The organism is Salinicola sp. JS01 (genome assembly GCF_030284585.1).
Classification (GTDB): Bacteria; Pseudomonadota; Gammaproteobacteria; order Pseudomonadales; family Halomonadaceae; genus Salinicola.
Genome location: NZ_CP127244.1, coordinates 2,483,127 through 2,502,565 on the forward strand (window position 1 = coordinate 2,483,127; position 19,439 = coordinate 2,502,565).

Sequence of the window (19,439 nt, forward strand, 5' to 3'; positions counted from 1 at the left end):
CCCACCACCCCTACTCGACGGCATCCACATCACACAGGAGCGGATGTTCGCACTCGCGCGCATACTCGTTGACCAGATGACACTTGGTCTCCGCCACGTCGCGGGTGAAGATGCCGCAGGTCGCTTTCCCCTGGGTGTGCACGGCGAGCATGATCTGCACCGCCTTCTCACTGTCCATGGCGAAGAAACGCTGAAGTATCTCGACGACGAACTCCATCGGGGTGTAGTCGTCGTTGTAGAGTACGACCTTGTACATCGGCGGCGGCGCCAGCTTCGGCTCCGACGCCTGTTCGGCAACGTCTCCCTGCTCGTGGTGATCAGGGTCGGGAGGGCGCGTCATACCGAGACGCGCCGGCTCCCCATGGGAATCAGACGACACGCTATTTACGATCTCTAACATGGTAAGGATGAGTTCCTGAGTGCACGGTCCGGGTTCGTCTGTCGTCGCAAGGATATTGCGGCGGGTGCGGCTGGCGACCGGCACCGGTACGCTGTGCAGCACCGCGTTGCCTTGCCGGGCACCGGTGCCTTGGCCGCCTCGCCCAAGTGCGAATCATCATACAGGTGCGAATCGAGCCGTCTCTCAGTCAGTGAGGTGTTGGATACCGTTGAAGACCCGAGGTTCCCTTGAAGATGCGGCCGATATCGCCATGATGCAAGCCCGAACAAAAAATAGTTAGCCGTGGGTCCTGGCGCCAGTTCCGCACAGGTCAGCGCCCGCGCCCGGTCACTCGCCGTCCGGGCCTTGTCATACCATCCACTCACTCGCCAGGAGCCGTCTCGACGCGAACGCCATGGGTCGAATCTATCTGCTGCACAAACCCTATCAGGTGCTCTGCCAGTTCACCGACGATCGCGGTCGCGCCACCCTGGCCGACCATCTGGCGGTGCCCGGCGTCTATGCCGCCGGCCGCCTCGACTACGACTCCGAGGGCCTGCTGCTGCTCACCGACGACGGCGGCCTGATCCACCGCATCAGCGACCCGCGCCACAAGCTGGCCAAACGCTACTGGGTGCAGGTCGAGGGCGCGCCCGATGACGCCGCCCTGGCCGCGCTCGCCCGCGGCGTGACGCTCAAGGATGGCCCAACGCGGCCGGCCCGAGTTCGCCGGCTGGATGGCCCGCCGCCAGCGCCGCGCGACCCGCCGGTGCGCTTTCGCCGCGACATCCCCACCACCTGGCTGGAGATCGAGCTGCGCGAGGGGCGCAACCGCCAGGTACGCCGCATGACCGCGCATATCGGCCACCCCACGCTGCGCCTGGTGCGAGTGGCGATTGGCCCCTGGCAGTTGGGGGAGCTGGCTCCCGGGGCGTGGCGTAGTGAACGGCTCAACCTGCCGACGGCACCCGCTCCGGGCCGCGCGCGAACGCGCCGACGCCGCTGAACGCAGCCTCGGGGAGGGCCGCACGGGCTGTGCCGCGACGCCAGACCCGGTATGATCGTAGTCAGCCCGGCCGCCAGAGCGCGCCGTGGAAGCGTTCGAGTGGGGAGAGAGATGACATGAATCGCTGGACACCACGCGTGACCGTGGCCGTCGTGGTGGAACGCGCCGGCCGTTATCTGATGGTTGAAGAGGATCGTGGCGGCCCGTTCAGCCTCTACAACCAGCCGGCCGGCCACCTCGAGCGCGGCGAGCGGCTGGTCTCCGCGGCCGAGCGCGAAGTGCGCGAGGAAGCGGCCTGGCAGGTGGCGATCACCGACTATCTCGGCCTCTATGTCCATCACACTCAGGATGGCCTCACCTTCCATAGCCACGCCTTCCTGGGCCTACCGCTGGCGCATCTGGGCAACCCGCTCGACAAGGGGATCGTCAGCGCTCACTGGCTGACCTTCGACGAGATCGATGACCTCGAGCGCGCCCGCCGACTGCGCAGCCCGGTGGTGATGCAGCGCCTGCGTGACGTGCGCGAGGGCCGCCGCTTTCCGCTGGACGCGATTCGCGAACGCTGACGTCGGCCTCGCCAGTCGCTCGTCGCCAAGTTTTCCCCGCCATACTCGCACCGCCATGCCCACGCCACCGGCAACCGAGCCGACAGCGCGGCGCACTCGATGCTGCCCCGCGCTTTCGGCTATAATCCCGGGTCATTTATTTCGCGGCCCGTGCCGGTGCCGGGGGTTGCGCCCCGCTCGCCACGGCCCCTGTCGGCCAGAGATTCGCCATGACGCTTGCCACACCTCCATCCGAGACACCCGAGGGCCCGACCGCGACCGGCGCTACCACCGTGATCGTGGGCATGTCCGGTGGCGTCGACTCCTCGGTCACCGCGCTGCGCCTGCTCGAGCAGGGTTACCGCGTCGAGGGCCTGTTCATGAAGAACTGGGACGAGGACGACGGGACCGAATACTGCACCGCGATGGCGGATCTGGCCGATGCCCAGGCGGTCTGCGACAGCCTCGGCATCAAGCTGCACACGGCCAACTTCGCTGCCGAGTACTGGGACAACGTGTTCGAGCACTTCCTCGCCGAGTACCAGGCCGGACGCACGCCCAATCCGGACATCCTGTGCAACCGCGAGATCAAGTTCAAAGTCTTCCTCGACTACGCCGAGATGCTCGGCGCCGACCTGATCGCCACCGGCCACTACGTGCGCCGGCGCCTCACCGCGGACGGCCACGCCGAGCTGCTCAAGGGGCGCGATGCCAACAAGGACCAGAGCTACTTCCTGCACGCGGTGCCGGGCGCGGCGATCGCCAAGACGCTGTTCCCGGTGGGGGAGCTCGAGAAGTCCGAGGTGCGAGCCCTGGCCGAGCGCCACGGCCTGGCCACCGCGCGCAAGAAGGATTCGACCGGCATCTGCTTCATCGGCGAACGCCGCTTCAGCGACTTCCTCAAGCAGTATCTGCCGGCCCAGCCGGGGCGTATCGAGACCCCCGAGGGTGAAGTGGTCGGCGAGCACATGGGCCTGATGTACTACACCCTGGGCCAGCGCCGCGGCCTGGGCATCGGCGGGCTCAAGGCGCACAGCGAAGATCCGTGGTTCGTCGCCGCCAAGGATCTCGCGCGCAATGTGCTGGTGGTGGTCCAGGGCGAGCACCCGCTGCTCTACAGCGACACCGCCTACTGCGAACCCGCCGCCTGGATCGCCGGCGCCCCGCCCAAGACCACGCGCCTGCGCGCCAAGACCCGCTACCGCCAGCAGGACGAACCCTGCGAGGTGCAGGTGCTCGACGATGGCGGCCTGGCAGTGCACTTCGCCACCCCGCAGCGCGCGGTCACCCCGGGTCAGTCGCTGGTACTCTACGCCGACGACGTCTGCCTCGGCGGTGCGGTGATCCGCGCCACTGCCACCACCGCGGCCGGCGCGATCGAGCCCACCTCACTCACAGGGAGCGCGCGTTCGGCATGAACCCAACGCCCATCCAGTCTGCCCCCCTCGGCGCCAGCGGCCGTCAGGCGCTGGCCCTCGCCGGGGTGTTTCAGGCCGCCACGGTGGTCGACCAGCTCGCGCGCACCGGCCACTGTGACGAGCGCGCCTGGAACACGCTGGTGCGCGCCACGCTCGACACCGACCCGCCCACCTTCGAGTCGATCTACGGCGGTCACCACAACAATCTGCGCCAGGGTATCGACACCCTGCTGGCCGTGATGTCGCGTCAGCAGGCGGACCCGGCGGTGATGCGCTACGGCTTTTCGATGGTGCTTTTGATGCAGAAGCTGCGCAAGAACCCGGCCATGATGCGCACCCTGGGCGAGCGCCTGGGGCGCATACAGGGCCAGGCCGAGCACTTCGGCAACACCCACGACAATGTGATCGCCAGCCTCGGCGAGCTGTATCAGGAGACGCTGTCGACCTTCCGCTACCGCATCGTGGTGCAGGGCGAGCCGAGCCTGCTGCAGAGCCCGGGCATGCCCCCGCGCATCCGCACCGCGCTGCTCGGCGGCGTGCGCTTTGCCCTGCTGTGGCACCAGCAGGGTGGCCGGCGCTGGAGCCTGATCTTCCAGCGTGGCGCGCTCAAGCGTGCCCTGCGCGAGCTCGACGGCCACTGAACGCGGGCCGCCCGCGCCCCTTTTCGCCTTTTCCAACGCGAGCCGATCGCTCGCGTGACGCTTCGGGAACCCAAGATGATCGAACTCTCTGCTCTCACCGCCCTCTCTCCCGTCGACGGCCGCTACGCCGACAAGACCGCCGCGCTGCGCCAGCACTTCAGCGAGTTCGGCCTGATCCGCGCCCGCGTCACCGTCGAGGTGCGCTGGCTGCAGCGCCTGGCCGCGCATGACGGCATCAAGGAAGTGCCGGCGCTGTCAGCCGACGCCACTGCCTGGCTCGACGCCATCGTCGCCAACTTCAGCGTCGAGGATGCCCAGCGCATCAAGGACATCGAGCGCACCACCAACCATGACGTCAAGGCGGTGGAATACTTCCTCAAGGAGCAGGTCGAGAACAACGCCGAACTCCAAGCCGTCACCGAGTTCATCCACTTCGCCTGCACCAGCGAAGACATCAACAACCTGTCTCACGCCCTGATGTTGCGCGGCGGCCTGAAGGATGTGCTGCTGCCGATGATGCACCAGGTCACCGAAGCCATCGTCGCGCTGGCCCACGAACATGCCGACCAGCCGATGCTTTCGCGCACCCACGGCCAGACGGCGAGCCCCACGACCCTGGGCAAGGAAATGGCCAACGTCGCCGCGCGTCTGCGTCGCCAGCTCCAGCAGATCGAAGCCGTCGAGCTGTTGGGCAAGATCAATGGCGCCGTGGGCAACTACAACGCTCACCTGGCGACCTACCCGAACATCGACTGGGCGGCCAATGCGCAGACCTTCGTCGCCGAACTGGGGCTGACCTTCAACCCCTACACCACCCAGATCGAGCCCCACGACTACATCGCCGAGCTGTTCGACGCGGTGTGTCGTTTCAACACCATCCTGATCGACTTTGATCGCGACGTCTGGGGCTACATCTCGCTGGGCTACTTCAAGCAGCGCACGGTGGCCGGCGAAATCGGCTCATCGACCATGCCGCACAAGGTCAACCCGATCGATTTCGAGAACTCCGAGGGCAACCTGGGGATCGCCAACGCCGTGCTGACGCACCTGGCCCAGAAGCTGCCGATTTCCCGCTGGCAGCGCGACCTGACCGACTCCACCGTGCTGCGTAACCTCGGCACCGGCCTGGCACAAGGCCTGATCGCCTACCAGGCGACGCTCAAGGGCATCAGCAAGCTCGAAGCCAATCCGGAGCGCATCGACGCCGACCTGGACAACAGCTGGGAAGTGCTGGCCGAGCCCATCCAGACCGTGATGCGCCGCTACGGCATCGAAAAGCCCTACGAAAAGCTCAAGGAACTGACCCGCGGCAAGCGTATCGACCAGGCAGGCTTCGCCGCCTTCATCGACACCCTGGCGCTGCCGGACGAAGTCAAGCGTGAGCTCAAGGCGCTGACCCCGGGCACCTATACCGGCAACGCCGCCGCCCAGGCCAAGGCGCTGGACGCCTGAGCGCGCCCGCCCCACCGCAGGAGGATGCCATGACCGCCGCCAACACCCCGCGCACGCTGCTGGGCGGCCTGACGCCCGCCCAGTTCCTGAGCCGTCACTGGCAGAAGTCGCCGCTGTTGATCCGCGGCGCGCTGCCCGATTTCGTCTCGCCCCTGGATCCGGACGACCTCGCCGGCCTGGCCTGCGAACCCGAGGTCGAGTCGCGCCTGGTCGAGGAGCAGGGCCCGGACAAGGCGTGGCAGGTGAGCCAAGGCCCGTTCGACGACGCCACCTTCGCGCGCCTGCCCGAAAGCGGCTGGTCACTATTGGTCCAGGCGGTCGACCACTACGTGCCCGAGGTCGCCGCACTGCTCGCCCAGTTCGACTTCCTGCCGCAGTGGCGGCTCGACGACATCATGGTCAGCTACGCGCCCAGCGGCGGCAGCGTCGGCCCGCATGTCGATCAGTACGATGTCTTCCTGCTGCAGGCCAGCGGACGGCGCCACTGGCAGCTGGGCGGCAAGCCCGGCGACGACGCGCCGCTGATCGCCGGCATCGATCTGCGCATCCTCGATACCTTCGAGGTCCAGCCCGATCAGGATTGGGTCCTGGAGCCCGGTGACATGCTCTACCTGCCGCCGGGTGTGGCCCATCACGGGGTCAGCGCCTCGGATGACTGCATGACCTTCTCGATCGGCTTTCGTGCGCCCTCGGTCGACGAGACAGTCACTGCCTTCGCCGACTACATCGGCGAGCAGCTCGGCGACAGCCAGCGCTACACCGATGCCGATCTGCAGCCGCCGCAGCACCCCGGTGAGCTGGACGACGCCGCGGTGGAACGCGTGCGCGCGCTGCTGCTGGCCGCCATCGATCGCCCGGATCAGATGGCGCAATGGTTCGGACGCGCCATGACCCAACCCAAGTATCTCGATCAGCTGGTACCCAGCGACAGCCCCAGCGATCCGGCCGAGGTACAGGCCGCGCTGGCCGCCGGCGAGCTTCTGCTGCATAGCCCCGGCTCACGCTTCGCCTGGCGGGGGCAGACGTCGACCCGGGCGACGCTGTTCGCCGACGGCGACGCCCTCGACTGCGATCCGGCGCTGGCGCAACGCCTGTGCGAGGCCGAGCCCCTAGGCCAGGAGAGCCTGGACCATCCCGAGGCGGCCGTCGTGCTGGCCGCGCTGCTCGACGCCGGCAGCCTGTGCTGGGACGAGGATGAGGAAGACGACGAGGATGAGGAAGACGACGAGGATGCGTGAGCGTGCAACGGCGGCAAGTTCGTCGCAGGCCGCCTACACTGAGTCGGGCCGGCCGCGGCAGAAATGCTGGACGAGTTCGGAAACACTGTTTTAATATCCTTGGCACAACGCCTTGTTGCTAGGTTCAGGAGGAGTGAACATGAAGAAACTGCTTATCCCCGCGCTGGCCATGAGCGTGCTGGCGCTGGCCGGCTGCGCCAACAACTCGACCTACTCGGGCGACGTCTACCGCGGCAATCAAGCCGAGACCGCACAGTCGGTCAGCTACGGCACCATTCAGTCGGTGCGCCCGGTACAGATTCAGGGTGGTAACGGCGAGAGCGTGCTGGGCAGCCTGGGCGGCGCGGTGATCGGCGGCCTCCTCGGCAACCAGGTGGGCGGTGGCTCCGGCAAGACCCTGGCCACCGCGGCGGGTGCGATCGGTGGCACCATCGCCGGCAGCAAGGTCCAGCAGGCGACCGACCGCGTCGACGCCTACGAGCTGGAGATCCGCCAGGACAGCGGTCAGAACGTGGTGGTCGTGCAGAAGGCCGATCGCAACTGGCAGGTCGGCCAGCGCGTGCGCCTGATCGCCAGCGGTTCCAGCGTCAGCGTCGCCCCTTACTGACGCCTGCCGGCGGCGCGCTCCTGCGCGTCGATCGCCGGTCAGCGGCCACGAAACGGCGCCCTCCGGGGCGCCGTTTCTGCGTTCTGGCAGGCGATCGGCGCGCATCGTTAGCCTGATACTATTTTCGCCTGTCGCCCGCACTTTACATACGCTATCGTATGTTCTGTGGTTAAGACTCTTAAGGGAATGACAGGGACATGAAGGGACGCATAACAGCCACGGCCGGCCTGGCCGCAGCGCTGCTGTCGGGTGCCGCCGGCGCCGACGGTCTGCTCACGCTCAAAGCGGAAAACGACCTGTTCGCCAGCGGCGGCGACGGTCACTACACCAACGGCCTCGAGATCGGCTGGTCCTTCGCGCCGAGTGCCGGTCACTGGACGCGCCAGCTCGCCGACATCCTGCCGGGCTGGAGCGGCGCCACGCTGGACGGCGCCGCCTATCGCTTCGGCCAGCAGATCTACACCCCCGAGGACATCGATCAGCGCAGCCTGGTCGAGGACGATCGCCCCTACGCCGGCGTCCTGTATGCCGGGCTCTCACTGTTCGACGAGTCGCGCACGCCCGGCTGGCACCGCACCAGCGGCCTGTTCTTCGACGCTGGCCTGGTCGGCCCCGGCTCGGGTGCGCGTACGGTACAGAAGAACTTCCACCACTGGATCGGCAGCGACGAGCCCGAAGGCTGGCACAACCAGCTTCACAACGAGCCCTTCGTCAATGTGGCCTACGAGACCGCCTGGTGGAAGACCGCCCACTTAGGCGGCCTGGAGACCGAATTCGGCCCCTCGGTGGGCTTCGCCGTGGGCAATCTCTACACCTACGCTGCCAGCGGTCTGGGCCTGCGCCTGGGCGAGGGACTCGACCAGAGCTTCGGCGTGCCGGCGGTGGCGCCGTCACAGGGCAGTCGGGTCTACTTCCGCGAGAACAGCGGTTTCAACTGGTATCTCTTCGCCAATCTCGAGGGCCGACTCATGGCCCACAACATGCTGCTCGACGGCAACACCTTCGAAGACAGCCACTCGGTGGATCGTCGCCCCTGGGTCGGTGACGCCCAGCTCGGCCTGGCGCTGTCCTGGGACCGCTGGCAGCTCTCCTACAGCTCGGTGTGGCGCACCAAGGAGTTCGACGAGCAGGACGGCAGCGATCGATTCGGCTCGCTCACTCTCTCCACCTGGCTCTGAGCCCGGGGGCTCCCGAGCCTAAAACACGACGGGCGCTGTCATCGCGACAGCGCCCGTCGTCACTCTGGCCGGTAGTATCGCCGACATTCTGCTCAGTGCAGTTTGGCCTTACGCAGCGCCCAGCAGGCCAGGCGCTTGCCGACCCACACCAGCAGTGCCAGCAGAATCAGCGTCAGCAGCATCGAGATCGGCTTGACGATGAACGTCGCCCCCAGGATCGCCAACGCCACCGACACCATCCAGCGATCCTGCGCCGGATCCCCTCTGAGCTGCGCCGGCAGCCAGCGCTCAACCGCGCCACCCAGCGCCCCATCCCACGCCTTGAGCGCCAGGAACAGCAGCACGGCAAAGGCGACGAGCCATACGATAAACACGGTCATGCAACACCTCTCCTCACCCCAGAGATCACGATATCAATGCCTTCCGCAGGGTACTCACAGCCTCGATCCGGCGCAACTGCCGGTGAATGCCGGGCGAGAGGCATGGTTTTCGCCCATGACGACCGCTCACCACCTGACACGGAAGCCATGGCACGTTACGATATTGGAGACATGCACAAACGCAAAGGTTCCCAGATGCAGATTGCCCAGAACTCCGTGGTCGCTTTTCACTATACCCTGACCAACGACGCGGGCGAGGTCCTGGACAGCTCGGAAGGCCGCGATCCGCTGACCTATCTTCACGGCGCGGGCAACATCATCCCGGGGCTGGAGAAGCAGCTCGAAGGCCGCACCAATGGTGACAAGCTCACGGTCGCCGTCGAGCCGAGCGAAGGCTACGGTGAAGTACAGCCGGCGCTGGTACAGGAAGTGCCGCGCGACGCCTTCCAGGGCGTCGAGGAAGTCCAGCCGGGCATGCAGTTCCAGGCCCAGACCCAGGAAGGCCCGCTGATGGTCACCGTGACCAAGGTCGAAGGCGACACCGTCACCGTCGACGGCAACCACCCGCTGGCCGGCGAGAAGCTCAACTTCGACGTCGAGATCACCGAGGTGCGTGAAGCGACCGAAGACGAAGTCTCCCATGGCCACGTCCATGGTGAAGGCGGCCACGAGCACTGAGTCGCACACCGCGGCGCCCCGCTCATGCGGGCGCAACGACAAAGGGCAGCCTCTCGGCTGCCTTTTTTTGTCTACTTCCTTTTGTCTACTTCCTTTTGTCTACTTCCTTTTGTCTACTTCCATCGCGGCGCGCATGGCGCAACACGTAAGCTGCGGTGACCCTCAGCCCTCGCTGGCCAGAACCACCCGCTGCGCCAGCTGGGTGCGCTCCATGGGGCGCCGTGCCTGCCAGTAGTAGCGTCCCCAGTAGACATTGTCGAGCCGCGACAGCTTGACCCCCTGCGACGTCGAGGCGTGCAGGAAGTAGCCATCGCCGACGTAGACACCGACATGGTTGTAGGGCCCCGGCGGACGGAAGAAGACCAGATCGCCGGCCTTGAGATCGCTGCGCGAGACGCGGCTGCCCTCCTGGACCTGCTCCTCGGTGGTGCGCGGCAGCTCGAGCGAGAAGGCCTCGGTGAACACATGCTGCATCAGCGCCGAGCAGTCGATGCCGTGACGGCCATTGCCGCCGAGTGCATAGGGGGTGCCGACCCAGCGCTGGTGCTCATCGAGCAGCGCTTCGCGAATGATGGTAGGCGAGACGGGGGAAGGCTGGTGGTAGTCACGCACCTGGCGTGCCTGCTGATGCGTCCGGGGAGGTGATGCCGCCGGCGTCTGCTGGGCGACGACGAAGCGCGACTTGGCCACCGGAAGCGCGTACTGCGCGTGAACCTGTTGTTGTTGTGCGGGGGTCGAACAGCCACTCACGACAAAGGCGATGGCCAACCCCAGGGCCGTGCGTTTGAGCATTCAGCGCAACCTCATTCACCGGTGAGCCACCACGGGCATGCCTCGATACACGCCGCGGACGTCTCACGACCGGGCAAGCGCCATCGGGCGAATTGAGTCGCTGTGGTGGTGACACCGGTGGGGGTATCACCGCCAAAGCGGCCAGTATTCGGCTCGAATCATCGATAGTCAGGATCAAAAAAACCACGCGCCGTCTGGCCGACGTGCGTAGCACATCGCGGATGATATGTCATCGATAGGGCTTTGACGAGCCCTATCGCGATGAAAGAGAGATTCGATCGCAGCAACGCGGTCAATGCAGCCGGTGCGGCCCACCTACCAGCACGTCGACGTGCAGCGGCGTCGAGTGACGCCCCGGACGACCAGGGAAGTCGAGACTCGCCCAGCTGCCGGCGAGCAGCGGCGAGGCGCCGAGCCAGGCATTCAACGCCTCGCGGAAGCGGCGCAGGAAATCGTCGCGCTCCGGGGTGTCGTCCATGAAGAAGCCGAAACCACTGTAGAGCCCCTCGGCGTAGGCTTGCCAGCTGCTGTAGTGACGCTCGGCGAGGCGCCCCGCCGCCTCGAGATAGCGCGTCAGCGTGGCATCGCCGAGCCAGTCGAGCTGGCGCCCGGCGAGACTCAGATCGACCAGTTGGGCGATATCCCAGGCGGTCATGTCTTCGTCGTTGCAGCCGCAGGCGTTGTCGCGCACATGGCGTAGCCGCAGCAGATGCACCCGCTCCTCCTCGCCGCAGTCACCGGACTCGAGAATCGCGATCTCCTCGGCCAGGCGGCGTGGATTGAGCGTATAGGGCGCGTAGTTGATCTGATACTCCTGCCGATCCCCCGCCTCGAGCAGGAAATCGAGAAACTCGGTGAGCCCCACGGCCCCCTGCAGTGCGTACTGATGCTCCAACCACTCCTGCAGCGCGCGCCGATCCTCCGCCGCCAGCGGCAGCGGCCACTGCCAGGCCGCCTCGTTGAGCGGCCCGGCCAAGGAGATCGCAGTGAACTGTTCGAGACTCGGGCGCGGCCCCGGCTCCTGCCACTGGCTATCGAAGACCGGCGTCAGCCAGTGAAAGCGCGAGCCCGGGTCGCGCAAGTGCCAGGCGATATCATCGCCCAGCCCAGTCTCCTCCGGCGCTTCCTCGGGGCTGAGCAGCGTCTCCCACGCCAGCCAGGCCGCGAGCAGCGTCTGCGGCGTAGCATAGAAGCGCCCGAGCGCACCCGCCAGCGAACGCGCCTGCGCCTGCAGCTCGGCCGGCGCGTAGCGCTCGCTGTCCGCCGCCATGAGCAGATAGAAAGCGTACTTCTCGGCCATGAAGACGGTCGCGGCGTGATCGGCGCACGCCTTCAACGCCTGACGCCGCTCGCCCGCCACGCGACCGCTGCCTGCCGCGCCGGGGTGACGCGCATCCGCCGCCAACTGGTTGAGATGATGCGCCTGAGCCGGCATCCAGTAGCGCGCCAGCGCCGTCAGCGGTTCGTCCCGGCGCAGCGTCAGCACCTCGTTGAGATAGCGCTCGGCATCCTCACGCCGCGCCGGTGCCAGCGGCTCGCCGAGCTGCCGGCGGGTCGCCAGGTCCGGCTCCCGCACCGCCGCCAGCGCCAGCACCCAGGCGTCGGCCGAGGCGTGACGCTCACGCACCACGCGCCGCGCCTGCTGGCGACGGCCATCGTCGAGGCTGTGTGCCAGCGGGGTCTGCCAGGGGCTGCCGGTCGCCCCCAGCAGGCGGCCCCAATCGGCTTCGAGGTCAGCGCACAGATCACGCCCCTCGAACAGGCTGCGACCACGCTGGTAGGCGTGGGCCATGGCGGGCCAGTCGGCGTAGCGCTGCTGCAGCAGATCCAGACCGTGGGCAGCGAAGGTCTCGGCCTCCTGCGCCGACAGCCAGCCCGCGCCGAAGCCAAGATAAGCCTGGTCGATCAGCCGCAGCCAGTCCCAGGCCGCCCATTCGAGCGGCTCCGCGCGGGCCAGGAAGGCGACCAGCACCTGGCCATACTCGCGCTGCTCGCCGAGCGAGGCGAGCCAGGTCTCGGCTTCCTTCGGGCCCTCGCGCCCGAGCCGGGCGGCATCCATGTCCCAGCCGTAACGATAGCCCTGACGCGCCAGCCACTCGAGGCCCGCGAGCAGCGCATCGCGCCCGGCGATATCGAGCTCTTCACGCAGCAGACGCTGCCACCCCAAGCGCTCGTCGGGGTCGGGGGTGAACGGCCAGCACAGCACCGGGGCGAAGGTCGCGCGCGCCCCCCACAGCTGATCGGCCCACAGCGACTCGGGCACCGCCTGCGCCCCTTCCAGCTGACGCCCCAGCGCCTGCCAGTCGACCCCACGACCCTGACGTTCACGCTTGGCCAGCGCGCGCCCGGCGGCATCCAGCAGCGGATCGCTCCACGGCGCCAGCGCCGCGCGCCAGCGGGTCAGCGAGGGGTAGGCGGTCATGATCTCCGCCGCCAGCCAGGCAAGCCAAGCGGCCTGGCGCTCGCCCTCGAGCCACCCTGCCGCCCCACCCAGCGCCAGCAGTTCGAGCGCCGCCAGACGCGACAGCGGTGGCTGCTGCCCATCGACCGCGCTCTCCCACAGCCGCCAGGCGAACTCGTCGCGATCGGTGATCGCCAGCGTCTGCAGACGCTCCCGCGCCTGCACCGGCGACAGCGCCTGGCGCGGATCGGCGCCCTCGGGCCAACCGCAGAGTGTCAGCTGCTGAGCCCACCACTGGACGAGAAGTTCGCGCAAAGAGAGACCTCGTGAAACGCCGAAGACAGGACGTCCGCTTGACGATCGAGAAGACCGCCACGGACGCGGCGGCACAGTATACCGGAAAGCGAACGCCCCGCCGACCGCCAGGTCGCCGGGGCATCGCGCGGGTCGCCAAATCAGCTCATCTTGTCGACATGCGTGCGCGGCGTCTTGTGCAGCAGATGGCGCAGCAGCCAGCGCCGAACCCGGACCACGAACTGCTCCTGGAACATGATACAGAACAGCACCGTGAGCAGCAGAAAGACCGGATAGAGCCACAGATGCACCTCGCCGGCCGCGGCCAGGCAGCCGCGAAAGTCGCTCAGGCACAGCCCCGGATCCCCCGAGAGCACCCGCTCGACCCGCGAGAACACCGCATACAGCGGCACGTGCAGGGCGAACATCGGCAGCGAGGCGCCGCCCAGACGCGAGGCCAGGCGCTTGATCCGTCGGCTCCTGGGCTCGCCCCACTGCGCGGCCACGTAGACCAGCGTCAGCTGCGCCGGCAGCAGCAGTCCATCATGCAGCAGGTAGTACCAGGCGTGTCCGCGCCCGAGCAGAAACAGCGCCACCGCAATGCTGGCAGACACGCCGAGCAGTGCCAGCAGCTGCCGGCTCGGCGACATCGAGCGCCCCGCCGAACGCTGCTGGGCATAGAACGTATAGAGCAGAATGCCGGCGGCGAACTCCGGCAGCCGGATCAGCGGATTGCGGTGCAGAATGCCGGTCTCCGGCACCCCGTAATTGGTGGTGAAGACCACGATCAGCGGAGGAATCAGATAGATCAGATTGACCCACAGCATGGCGCGCCGCGGATGCAGTACCCGGCGCAGACGCGGCGCCAGCCACGGGAAGGTCAGATAGAAGAAGAACAGCGCCGAGATCGACCAGGAGGGCGGATTGAAGGTCAGATAGAGCGGATTCCAGGCGTGCAGCAGGGTCAGGTTGAGCAGCAGATTGATGCCCGTTTCCAGCGGCGACATGGTGTGGTTGAGGCTTTTCCAGTCGAGCTGGCCGATGTCGTTGTTGACGTCGTAGACCACGAAGCGCAGCGAGATGTCGCTGTCACCCGGCGCAATGGCGAGATAGCCGACCAGCGCCGACACACTCATCGCCAGGATCAGCGAGCCGATATGAATCGGATAGAGATTCGAGAAACGCTTGAGTAAGAAGCTCTTGACCGGCTCGCGCATGCGATGCGCGTCGTCGAGATAGACGTGGGTCAGCAGAAACCCCGAGAGCACGAAGAACGCGCTGGTCGAGAAGAAGCCGATATCGGTCACATAGTGCGACCAGCTGCTGATCGAGGGATAGGTGTGCAGCGTATGGAAGATGACGATATACAGGCCGAGAAAGAAGCGCAGCCACTCCAGGCCAATGAAACGCTCCTTCTGGCCGGCGCTTTGCGTGCCGGACACGGCGGTCTTTGAATCAGGCATTCCTTGCAGATCTCTGGCCGTCGAAAGGCCTCATTCTACCCGATTCCCGCCGCTGGGCACGCCTCATGGCGCGGCATACCCAGCGCAAGGCGCCAGACCCGGCCAGAAGGCCGTTGTACGGGCGCTTCTTCCGGGCTTGTCATCTGCTCGACGCTAGGCCTTCTTGATCTTGGCCACCACCCACAAAAGGATGATGGCACCGATCGTGGCCACCACCAGCGACCCGATCAGCCCGTTAGAGGAGAGCCCCAGCAGACTGAAGATGAAGCCACCGATCACGGCGCCGACGATTCCCACGCCGATATTGCCGAGGATGCCGAAGCCACCGCCGCGCATCACCTTACCCGCGATCCAGCCAGCGATACCCCCGATGATCAGCCACAAGATAAAGCCCATAGAGTCACTCCTTGATTCCGATGAGGGGTGTCGAGGCGGCGCTTGCCGCCGTCGCCTCAAGAATAGACATCCCGGGCACAATCTTCACGGTCGCGACCGCCCATCAACGCAATGGGCCGACGATCGTCGGCCCATCCTGGCGTTCGCCCTGCCCCCCTAGCTCAGGCGAACACCGGCACCCGAGTCGACTCGCGCGACGGCATGCCGGACTCGAACCACTCCCGGTGCGCCTGAGCATCGCTCCAGACACGGAAGTGCAGCTGCGACATCATCACCGGATCGTCGAGAAACGCCAGCCGTTCGAGATTGCTCATCGCCGCGGGCCCACGGGTCGCCGCCGCCGCCACGCGCTCTGCCCGGCGCCGACGTAGCGGTTCCGCCGTGGCGTGACGCGAGGTGCCCAGCGCCGTGGCCAGCGCATTGGCGACCGGGTCGACCACCACCTGCACGAAGTGCGGCGTGGCCGCCGCCGCGTTCATCCGCCCCAGATGGCGCACCATCCGCCGCAGCACGCGTGGCGGATGGGTCTCCTCGGGGATGCGGAACAGCCGCGCGCGGAAGCAGGCGCTGCCCAGGCCCACCCGGCTCGACAGCGCCGAGACCGGGATCGACAGCATCATCGCGCCGACGATCGGCGACAGCCACCACAGGAAGGTCGGCTCCATGAAGTAGACCCCGGTCGCCCACACCGCGCCGATCAGGGTTTGACTCCAGTGGTTGCGGATCGCGTCACCCCAGGTGGTGTCGCTGTTCTCGCGCGACGGCGAGCGCCACTGGATCGCCCAACCCATCAGCGAGGTGAGCACGAAGCGGGTATGGAACAGCATCCGCACCGGCGCCAACGCCATCGAGAACAGCGACTCCAGCACCATGCTGACGAAGACCTTGAACGGCCCGCCGAACTGCCGGCTGCCCTGGATCCACACCAGCACCACGCTCAGCACCTTGGGCAGGAACAAAAGCGTCGCGGTGGCGCCGAACAGGCCCACGGCCAGGGTCGGGTTCCACTGCGGCCAGACCGGGAACATCATCCCCGGCTCGGGGAAGTAGTTCGGCGTGCTCAGGGTATGCACGGCCAGCAGCGCCGTCGACAGCACCAGGAACAGACACCACAGCGGCGCCGAGATGTAGGACATCAGGCCGGTCAAAAAGACCGCACGATGGACCGGGTGGATCCCCTTGGAGAGGAACAGCCGGAAGTTCATCAGGTTGCCGTGACACCAGCGACGGTCGCGATTGAGCTCGTCGAGCAGGTTGGGCGGCATCTCCTCGTAGCTGCCCTCGAGCTCGTAGGCGATCCAGACACCCCAGCCGGCACGCCGCATCAGCGCCGCCTCGACGAAGTCGTGGGAGAGAATCTCACCCGACATCGAGCCCTTGCCGGGCAGCGGCGCGAGCATGCAGTGACGCATGAACGGCGCCATGCGGATGATCGCGTTGTGGCCCCAGTAGTGCGACTCGCCCAGCTGCCAGAAGTGCAGCCCGGCCGTGAACAGCGGGCCGTAGACACGGGTCGCGAACTGCTGCATGCGCGCATAGAGATTGAGACGCCCCGAGGCGCGCGGCGCGGTCTGCACGATGCCGGCATCCGGGTGTGCCTCCATCATCTGCACCAGACGCGTCAGGCAGGCACCGCTCATCACGCTATCGGCATCGAGCACCAGCATGTAGCGATAGAGCGCGCCCCAGCGACGGCAGAAGTCGTCGAGGTTGCCGCTCTTGCGCTTGACCCGGCGCTGGCGCCGGCGATAGAAGACCTGGCCGAAGGCATCGAGATCGCGACACAGCGCCAGCCAGGCGTGGGTCTCGGCGATCGCCGTGTCGGGATCGAAAGTGTCGCTCAGGATGAACAGATCGAAGTGACGATCATTACCGCTCTGGCGCAGCGACTCCAGGGTCGCGCGCACCCCGGCGAACACCCGCGGCACGTCCTCGTTGCAGATCGGCACCAGCAGTGCGGTACGCGCACTCGGGTCGATCGGCTCGTCACCTACTTCCGAATCGATGGCGTAGCGGTCGCGCCCGCGCAAAAGCTGGAAAAAGCCCATCAGTGCGGTCCAGAAACCCGCCGACACCCAGGCGAACAGCAGCACGAACAGCCCCAGAATGGCCATCTCCAGCCACTGGGCGCCCTGCCCCGGCAGCACTGTACGCATCTGGTTGGCGGCGATCACGCTCTGGCCAAAAATCAGTACCAGCAGCACCCAGCGACGCCCGGTGGCGACCCACTGCCAGCGCGGCTTGGGCTTGGCCGGGCGCACCCGACGGCGGAAGCCGCGCCCCACCCAGTTGCGAAAGCGCTGCCCGAAACGCACGAACGGGTTGGTCGACCACGCCTCCGGCGCCAGCGGGGTGCGCTGCATCGGCGGTGCAGTCTCGAGGCGGGTAATCCCTGCCGCGTCGGTGGTGAGCACCTCCGGTGGTGCCAACGGCGGTTCGGCGTAGGCCAGCGCCAGTCGCCGCCCTACCGACTGCGCCGCAGGGTCCTCAGGGTCCGGCTCGTGCCCGCCCAGGGCGGCATGCAGCGCCGCCATGTCGTGGGTATCCAGATCGCTCGCCAGCAGGCGACGGCGCGCGTCGCGGTCCTGGGCCTCGAGCGCCAAGCGCTCGAGGTACTGGTCAGCCGATGCGATCCGCTGTGAGGGAGTCGCATCAGCCATTGGCGGGCAGCCTGTAGTACCAAGTTTCGGAGAGACGCTGGTCACCCTTGTTGAGGTAGGCGCGGATATCCAGCGGCTTGCTGTTGTCGCTGCGCTTGACCTTGACGAACACGCGCCAGCCGCCGGTGGCCGGGTTGGGCTCGGCGCGGCTGCCGACCAGCTCGCCGTTGTCACCCACGCTGGCCTGGACGCTGATATTGGCGTCGTCACCAAGCCCGGAGAGCGCGGCACCGTCGAAATCGATCACGAAGGCCAGCGAGCCATCGGCTTCACGCACCAGATTGTCCTTGAGCACCTCACCGCGCGAACGGCGGGTCTGCTCGACCCAGGCCAGCGACGGATCGGCGTAGCGGCTCTCGTTCTTGGTCACGGTGAAGCGGTAGTCGTAGTCCAGCGGCGTACCCGGCTCGGGCGCGGTCTCCGGCAGCCACATCGAGACGATGTTGTCGTTGGTCTCGTTGGGGGTCGGAATCTGGATCAGCTCGATCTTGCCCGCGCCCCACTCGTTCTGCGGCTCGACCCAGGCACTGGGACGCAGATCGTAGCGGTTGGCGATATCCTGGTAGGCGGAAAAGTCATGGTTGCGCTGCATCAGGCCGTAGCCACGCAGCCGCGGGGTCGCCTGCTCGTTGATCATCAGCTTGGCCGGGTTGGCCAGGGCACGCCAGGTCCAGCCGTTCTGCGAGTCGCTGATCAAAAGACCGTTGGAGTCATGGATGGCGGGGCGATAGTTGAGCTCGGAAGAGGGCTGCGCCGGGCCATAGAGATACATGCTGGTGAGCGGCGCGATGCCGAGTTTCTCGATCGGACGGCGCAGATAGAGCCGCGACTTGACGTCGACCACGGTATCGGCGCCGGGGCGCAGCACGAAACGGTAGGCGCCGGTGACGCTGGCCGAGTCGAGCAGCGCGAAAATGGTCAGATACTGGCTGCTCTTGCTCGGTTTGACGACCCAGAACTCCTTGAAGCGCGGAAACTCTTCACCCGAGGAGAGACCGGTATCGACCGCCAGGCCGCGCCCGGAGACACCGTAGACCTGATCCTTGCCGACCACGCGGAAATAGCTCGCGCCGAGGAAGACCATGGTCTCGTCCTTGCGCGGGTTATCGTTGAGCGCGTAGTTGACCTTGAAGCCGGCGATGCCCAGATCGGTGCTGTTCTTGACCTTGTCCGAGAGCTTCAGGTCACCATAGGTGAAGTCGTCGGGCTTGTAGGCGAAGTCGTGCACCTCACCCTGCTCGTCGACGCTGTGCAGCTTGATCGCGCTGTCGTAATGCATGCCTTCGTGGAAGAAGCTCAGCGTGAACGGCACCCCATCGCCGCTCCAGACATCGCGATCGCGCTTGAACTGGATCTGCTCGTACTGGGCGAAGTTCAGGTTGCGCAGCTCATCGGGCAGATTGCGTTCCGGTTCGCTGTAACCCTGCTGGGAGAGCTCTTCGGCCTGCTTGGCGACGTCGTCGAAGCCGAAGGCCAGCACGTTCTGGGCGATGCCGCCAAGCAGCAGCCCGGTCAGGGCCACCGCGGGTATCAGCCCCTTGCGTCGTTCAAGGTTACCTTGCCGGATCGATGCACTCACACTCACACTCCTTTCAAAACTATCTTGTCCGGTAACAACACGCTCATCCGGCGCCACCACGGACACCGGGCCGAACCTGCCGCGGCAGGCGGCAACGAAGCGCGCCGACGACACCTCGCCTTGCCATGGCAAGGGCGCCGCGATGATAACTGGCGACGAAAAACGACGGGATAGCGAAGCATCCATGCCTCTATGACAGCCGCAGTCTAGCATAGGCGCCATCGCCAAGCCGCGCCGGCGTATCGAATGCGCCGCATCGGCACCTCGGCGCGCGACGCAGTCACTGCCGCCGGCCACCGACAAGGTACATATGGAAGCCGGCGCCTGGAGCC

At 66.7% G+C, this 19,439-nt stretch carries 17 protein-coding genes; 9 read left to right on the top strand and 8 right to left on the bottom strand.

Features of this window, described 5'->3' with window-relative positions; translation table 11 throughout:
• Positions 1–10 precede the first annotated feature (10 nt).
• A complete protein-coding gene (gene clpS / locus QO259_RS11435; RefSeq protein ID WP_285950070.1) occupies positions 11–340 on the bottom strand; it encodes an ATP-dependent Clp protease adapter ClpS in 330 nt (109 codons plus the stop codon).
• Between the two features lie 454 nt (positions 341–794).
• On the opposite strand from clpS, the gene QO259_RS11440 reads away from it, so the two are divergent.
• The 8 genes from QO259_RS11440 to QO259_RS11475 all read left to right on the top strand — a co-directional run bounded on the left by QO259_RS11440 (position 795) and on the right by QO259_RS11475 (position 8,464).
• Complete coding sequence (locus tag QO259_RS11440) at positions 795–1,385, top strand: pseudouridine synthase (RefSeq protein ID WP_285950071.1); 591 nt, start codon at positions 795–797, stop codon at positions 1,383–1,385.
• Between the two features lie 116 nt (positions 1,386–1,501).
• Positions 1,502–1,951: an NUDIX domain-containing protein gene (locus tag QO259_RS11445; protein WP_035473198.1), complete on the top strand. Its 450-nt coding sequence runs from the start codon at positions 1,502–1,504 to the stop codon at positions 1,949–1,951.
• 209 nt (positions 1,952–2,160) lie between these two features.
• On the top strand, positions 2,161–3,348 hold the full coding sequence (gene mnmA, locus QO259_RS11450) for a tRNA 2-thiouridine(34) synthase MnmA (RefSeq protein ID WP_285950072.1): 1,188 nt from the start codon (positions 2,161–2,163) through the stop codon (positions 3,346–3,348).
• Positions 3,345–3,989, top strand: coding sequence for a high frequency lysogenization protein HflD (gene hflD, locus QO259_RS11455; RefSeq protein WP_285950073.1), 645 nt, complete (start codon positions 3,345–3,347; stop codon positions 3,987–3,989). The genes mnmA and hflD overlap by 4 nt, the downstream gene beginning before the upstream one ends.
• 78 nt (positions 3,990–4,067) lie before the next feature.
• Entirely contained in the window at positions 4,068–5,441 is a 1,374-nt protein-coding gene (gene purB, locus QO259_RS11460; protein ID WP_285952768.1) for an adenylosuccinate lyase, read from the top strand.
• A 29-nt stretch (positions 5,442–5,470) separates the two neighbouring features.
• Positions 5,471–6,679, top strand: a complete 1,209-nt coding sequence (locus tag QO259_RS11465; RefSeq protein WP_285950074.1) for a cupin domain-containing protein — start codon at positions 5,471–5,473, stop codon at positions 6,677–6,679.
• Positions 6,680–6,818: 139 nt separating this feature from the next.
• Entirely contained in the window at positions 6,819–7,286 is a 468-nt protein-coding gene (locus tag QO259_RS11470; protein WP_035473204.1) for an outer membrane lipoprotein, read from the top strand.
• 197 nt (positions 7,287–7,483) lie between these two features.
• Positions 7,484–8,464 (top strand): lipid A deacylase LpxR family protein, encoded by a 981-nt coding sequence (locus tag QO259_RS11475; RefSeq protein WP_285950075.1) that lies wholly within the window; start codon positions 7,484–7,486, stop codon positions 8,462–8,464.
• Between the two features lie 92 nt (positions 8,465–8,556).
• On the opposite strand, the gene QO259_RS11480 is transcribed toward QO259_RS11475, so the two are convergent.
• The gene (locus QO259_RS11480) at positions 8,557–8,844 is read right to left on the bottom strand and encodes a hypothetical protein (RefSeq protein WP_207030986.1); all 288 of its coding nucleotides are present in this window, start codon (positions 8,842–8,844) and stop codon (positions 8,557–8,559) included.
• Between the two features lie 195 nt (positions 8,845–9,039).
• Between QO259_RS11480 and QO259_RS11485 the strand changes: the two genes are divergently transcribed.
• Positions 9,040–9,522 carry an FKBP-type peptidyl-prolyl cis-trans isomerase gene (locus QO259_RS11485; RefSeq protein WP_207031222.1) on the top strand — a complete coding sequence of 161 codons (483 nt, stop codon included), beginning with the start codon at positions 9,040–9,042 and terminating at the stop codon, positions 9,520–9,522.
• A 162-nt stretch (positions 9,523–9,684) separates the two neighbouring features.
• On the opposite strand, the gene QO259_RS11490 is transcribed toward QO259_RS11485, so the two are convergent.
• The 6 genes from QO259_RS11490 to QO259_RS11515 form a co-directional block, all read right to left on the bottom strand.
• Positions 9,685–10,314: a C40 family peptidase gene (locus tag QO259_RS11490; RefSeq protein WP_285950076.1), complete on the bottom strand. Its 630-nt coding sequence runs from the start codon at positions 10,312–10,314 to the stop codon at positions 9,685–9,687.
• Positions 10,315–10,606: 292 nt separating this feature from the next.
• Entirely contained in the window at positions 10,607–13,030 is a 2,424-nt protein-coding gene (locus tag QO259_RS11495; protein ID WP_285950077.1) for a DUF1266 domain-containing protein, read from the bottom strand.
• Positions 13,031–13,170: 140 nt separating this feature from the next.
• Complete coding sequence (locus QO259_RS11500) at positions 13,171–14,451, bottom strand: acyltransferase family protein (RefSeq protein WP_285950078.1); 1,281 nt, start codon at positions 14,449–14,451, stop codon at positions 13,171–13,173.
• A gap of 174 nt (positions 14,452–14,625) precedes the next feature.
• Positions 14,626–14,868 (bottom strand): GlsB/YeaQ/YmgE family stress response membrane protein, encoded by a 243-nt coding sequence (locus tag QO259_RS11505; RefSeq protein WP_035473219.1) that lies wholly within the window; start codon positions 14,866–14,868, stop codon positions 14,626–14,628.
• Between the two features lie 161 nt (positions 14,869–15,029).
• The gene (gene mdoH / locus QO259_RS11510) at positions 15,030–17,528 is read right to left on the bottom strand and encodes a glucans biosynthesis glucosyltransferase MdoH (protein WP_285950079.1); all 2,499 of its coding nucleotides are present in this window, start codon (positions 17,526–17,528) and stop codon (positions 15,030–15,032) included.
• Positions 17,521–19,107: a glucan biosynthesis protein G gene (locus QO259_RS11515; protein ID WP_233076485.1), complete on the bottom strand. Its 1,587-nt coding sequence runs from the start codon at positions 19,105–19,107 to the stop codon at positions 17,521–17,523. Before QO259_RS11515 ends, mdoH begins: the two co-directional genes overlap by 8 nt.
• Between the last annotated feature and the right edge of the window lie 332 nt (positions 19,108–19,439).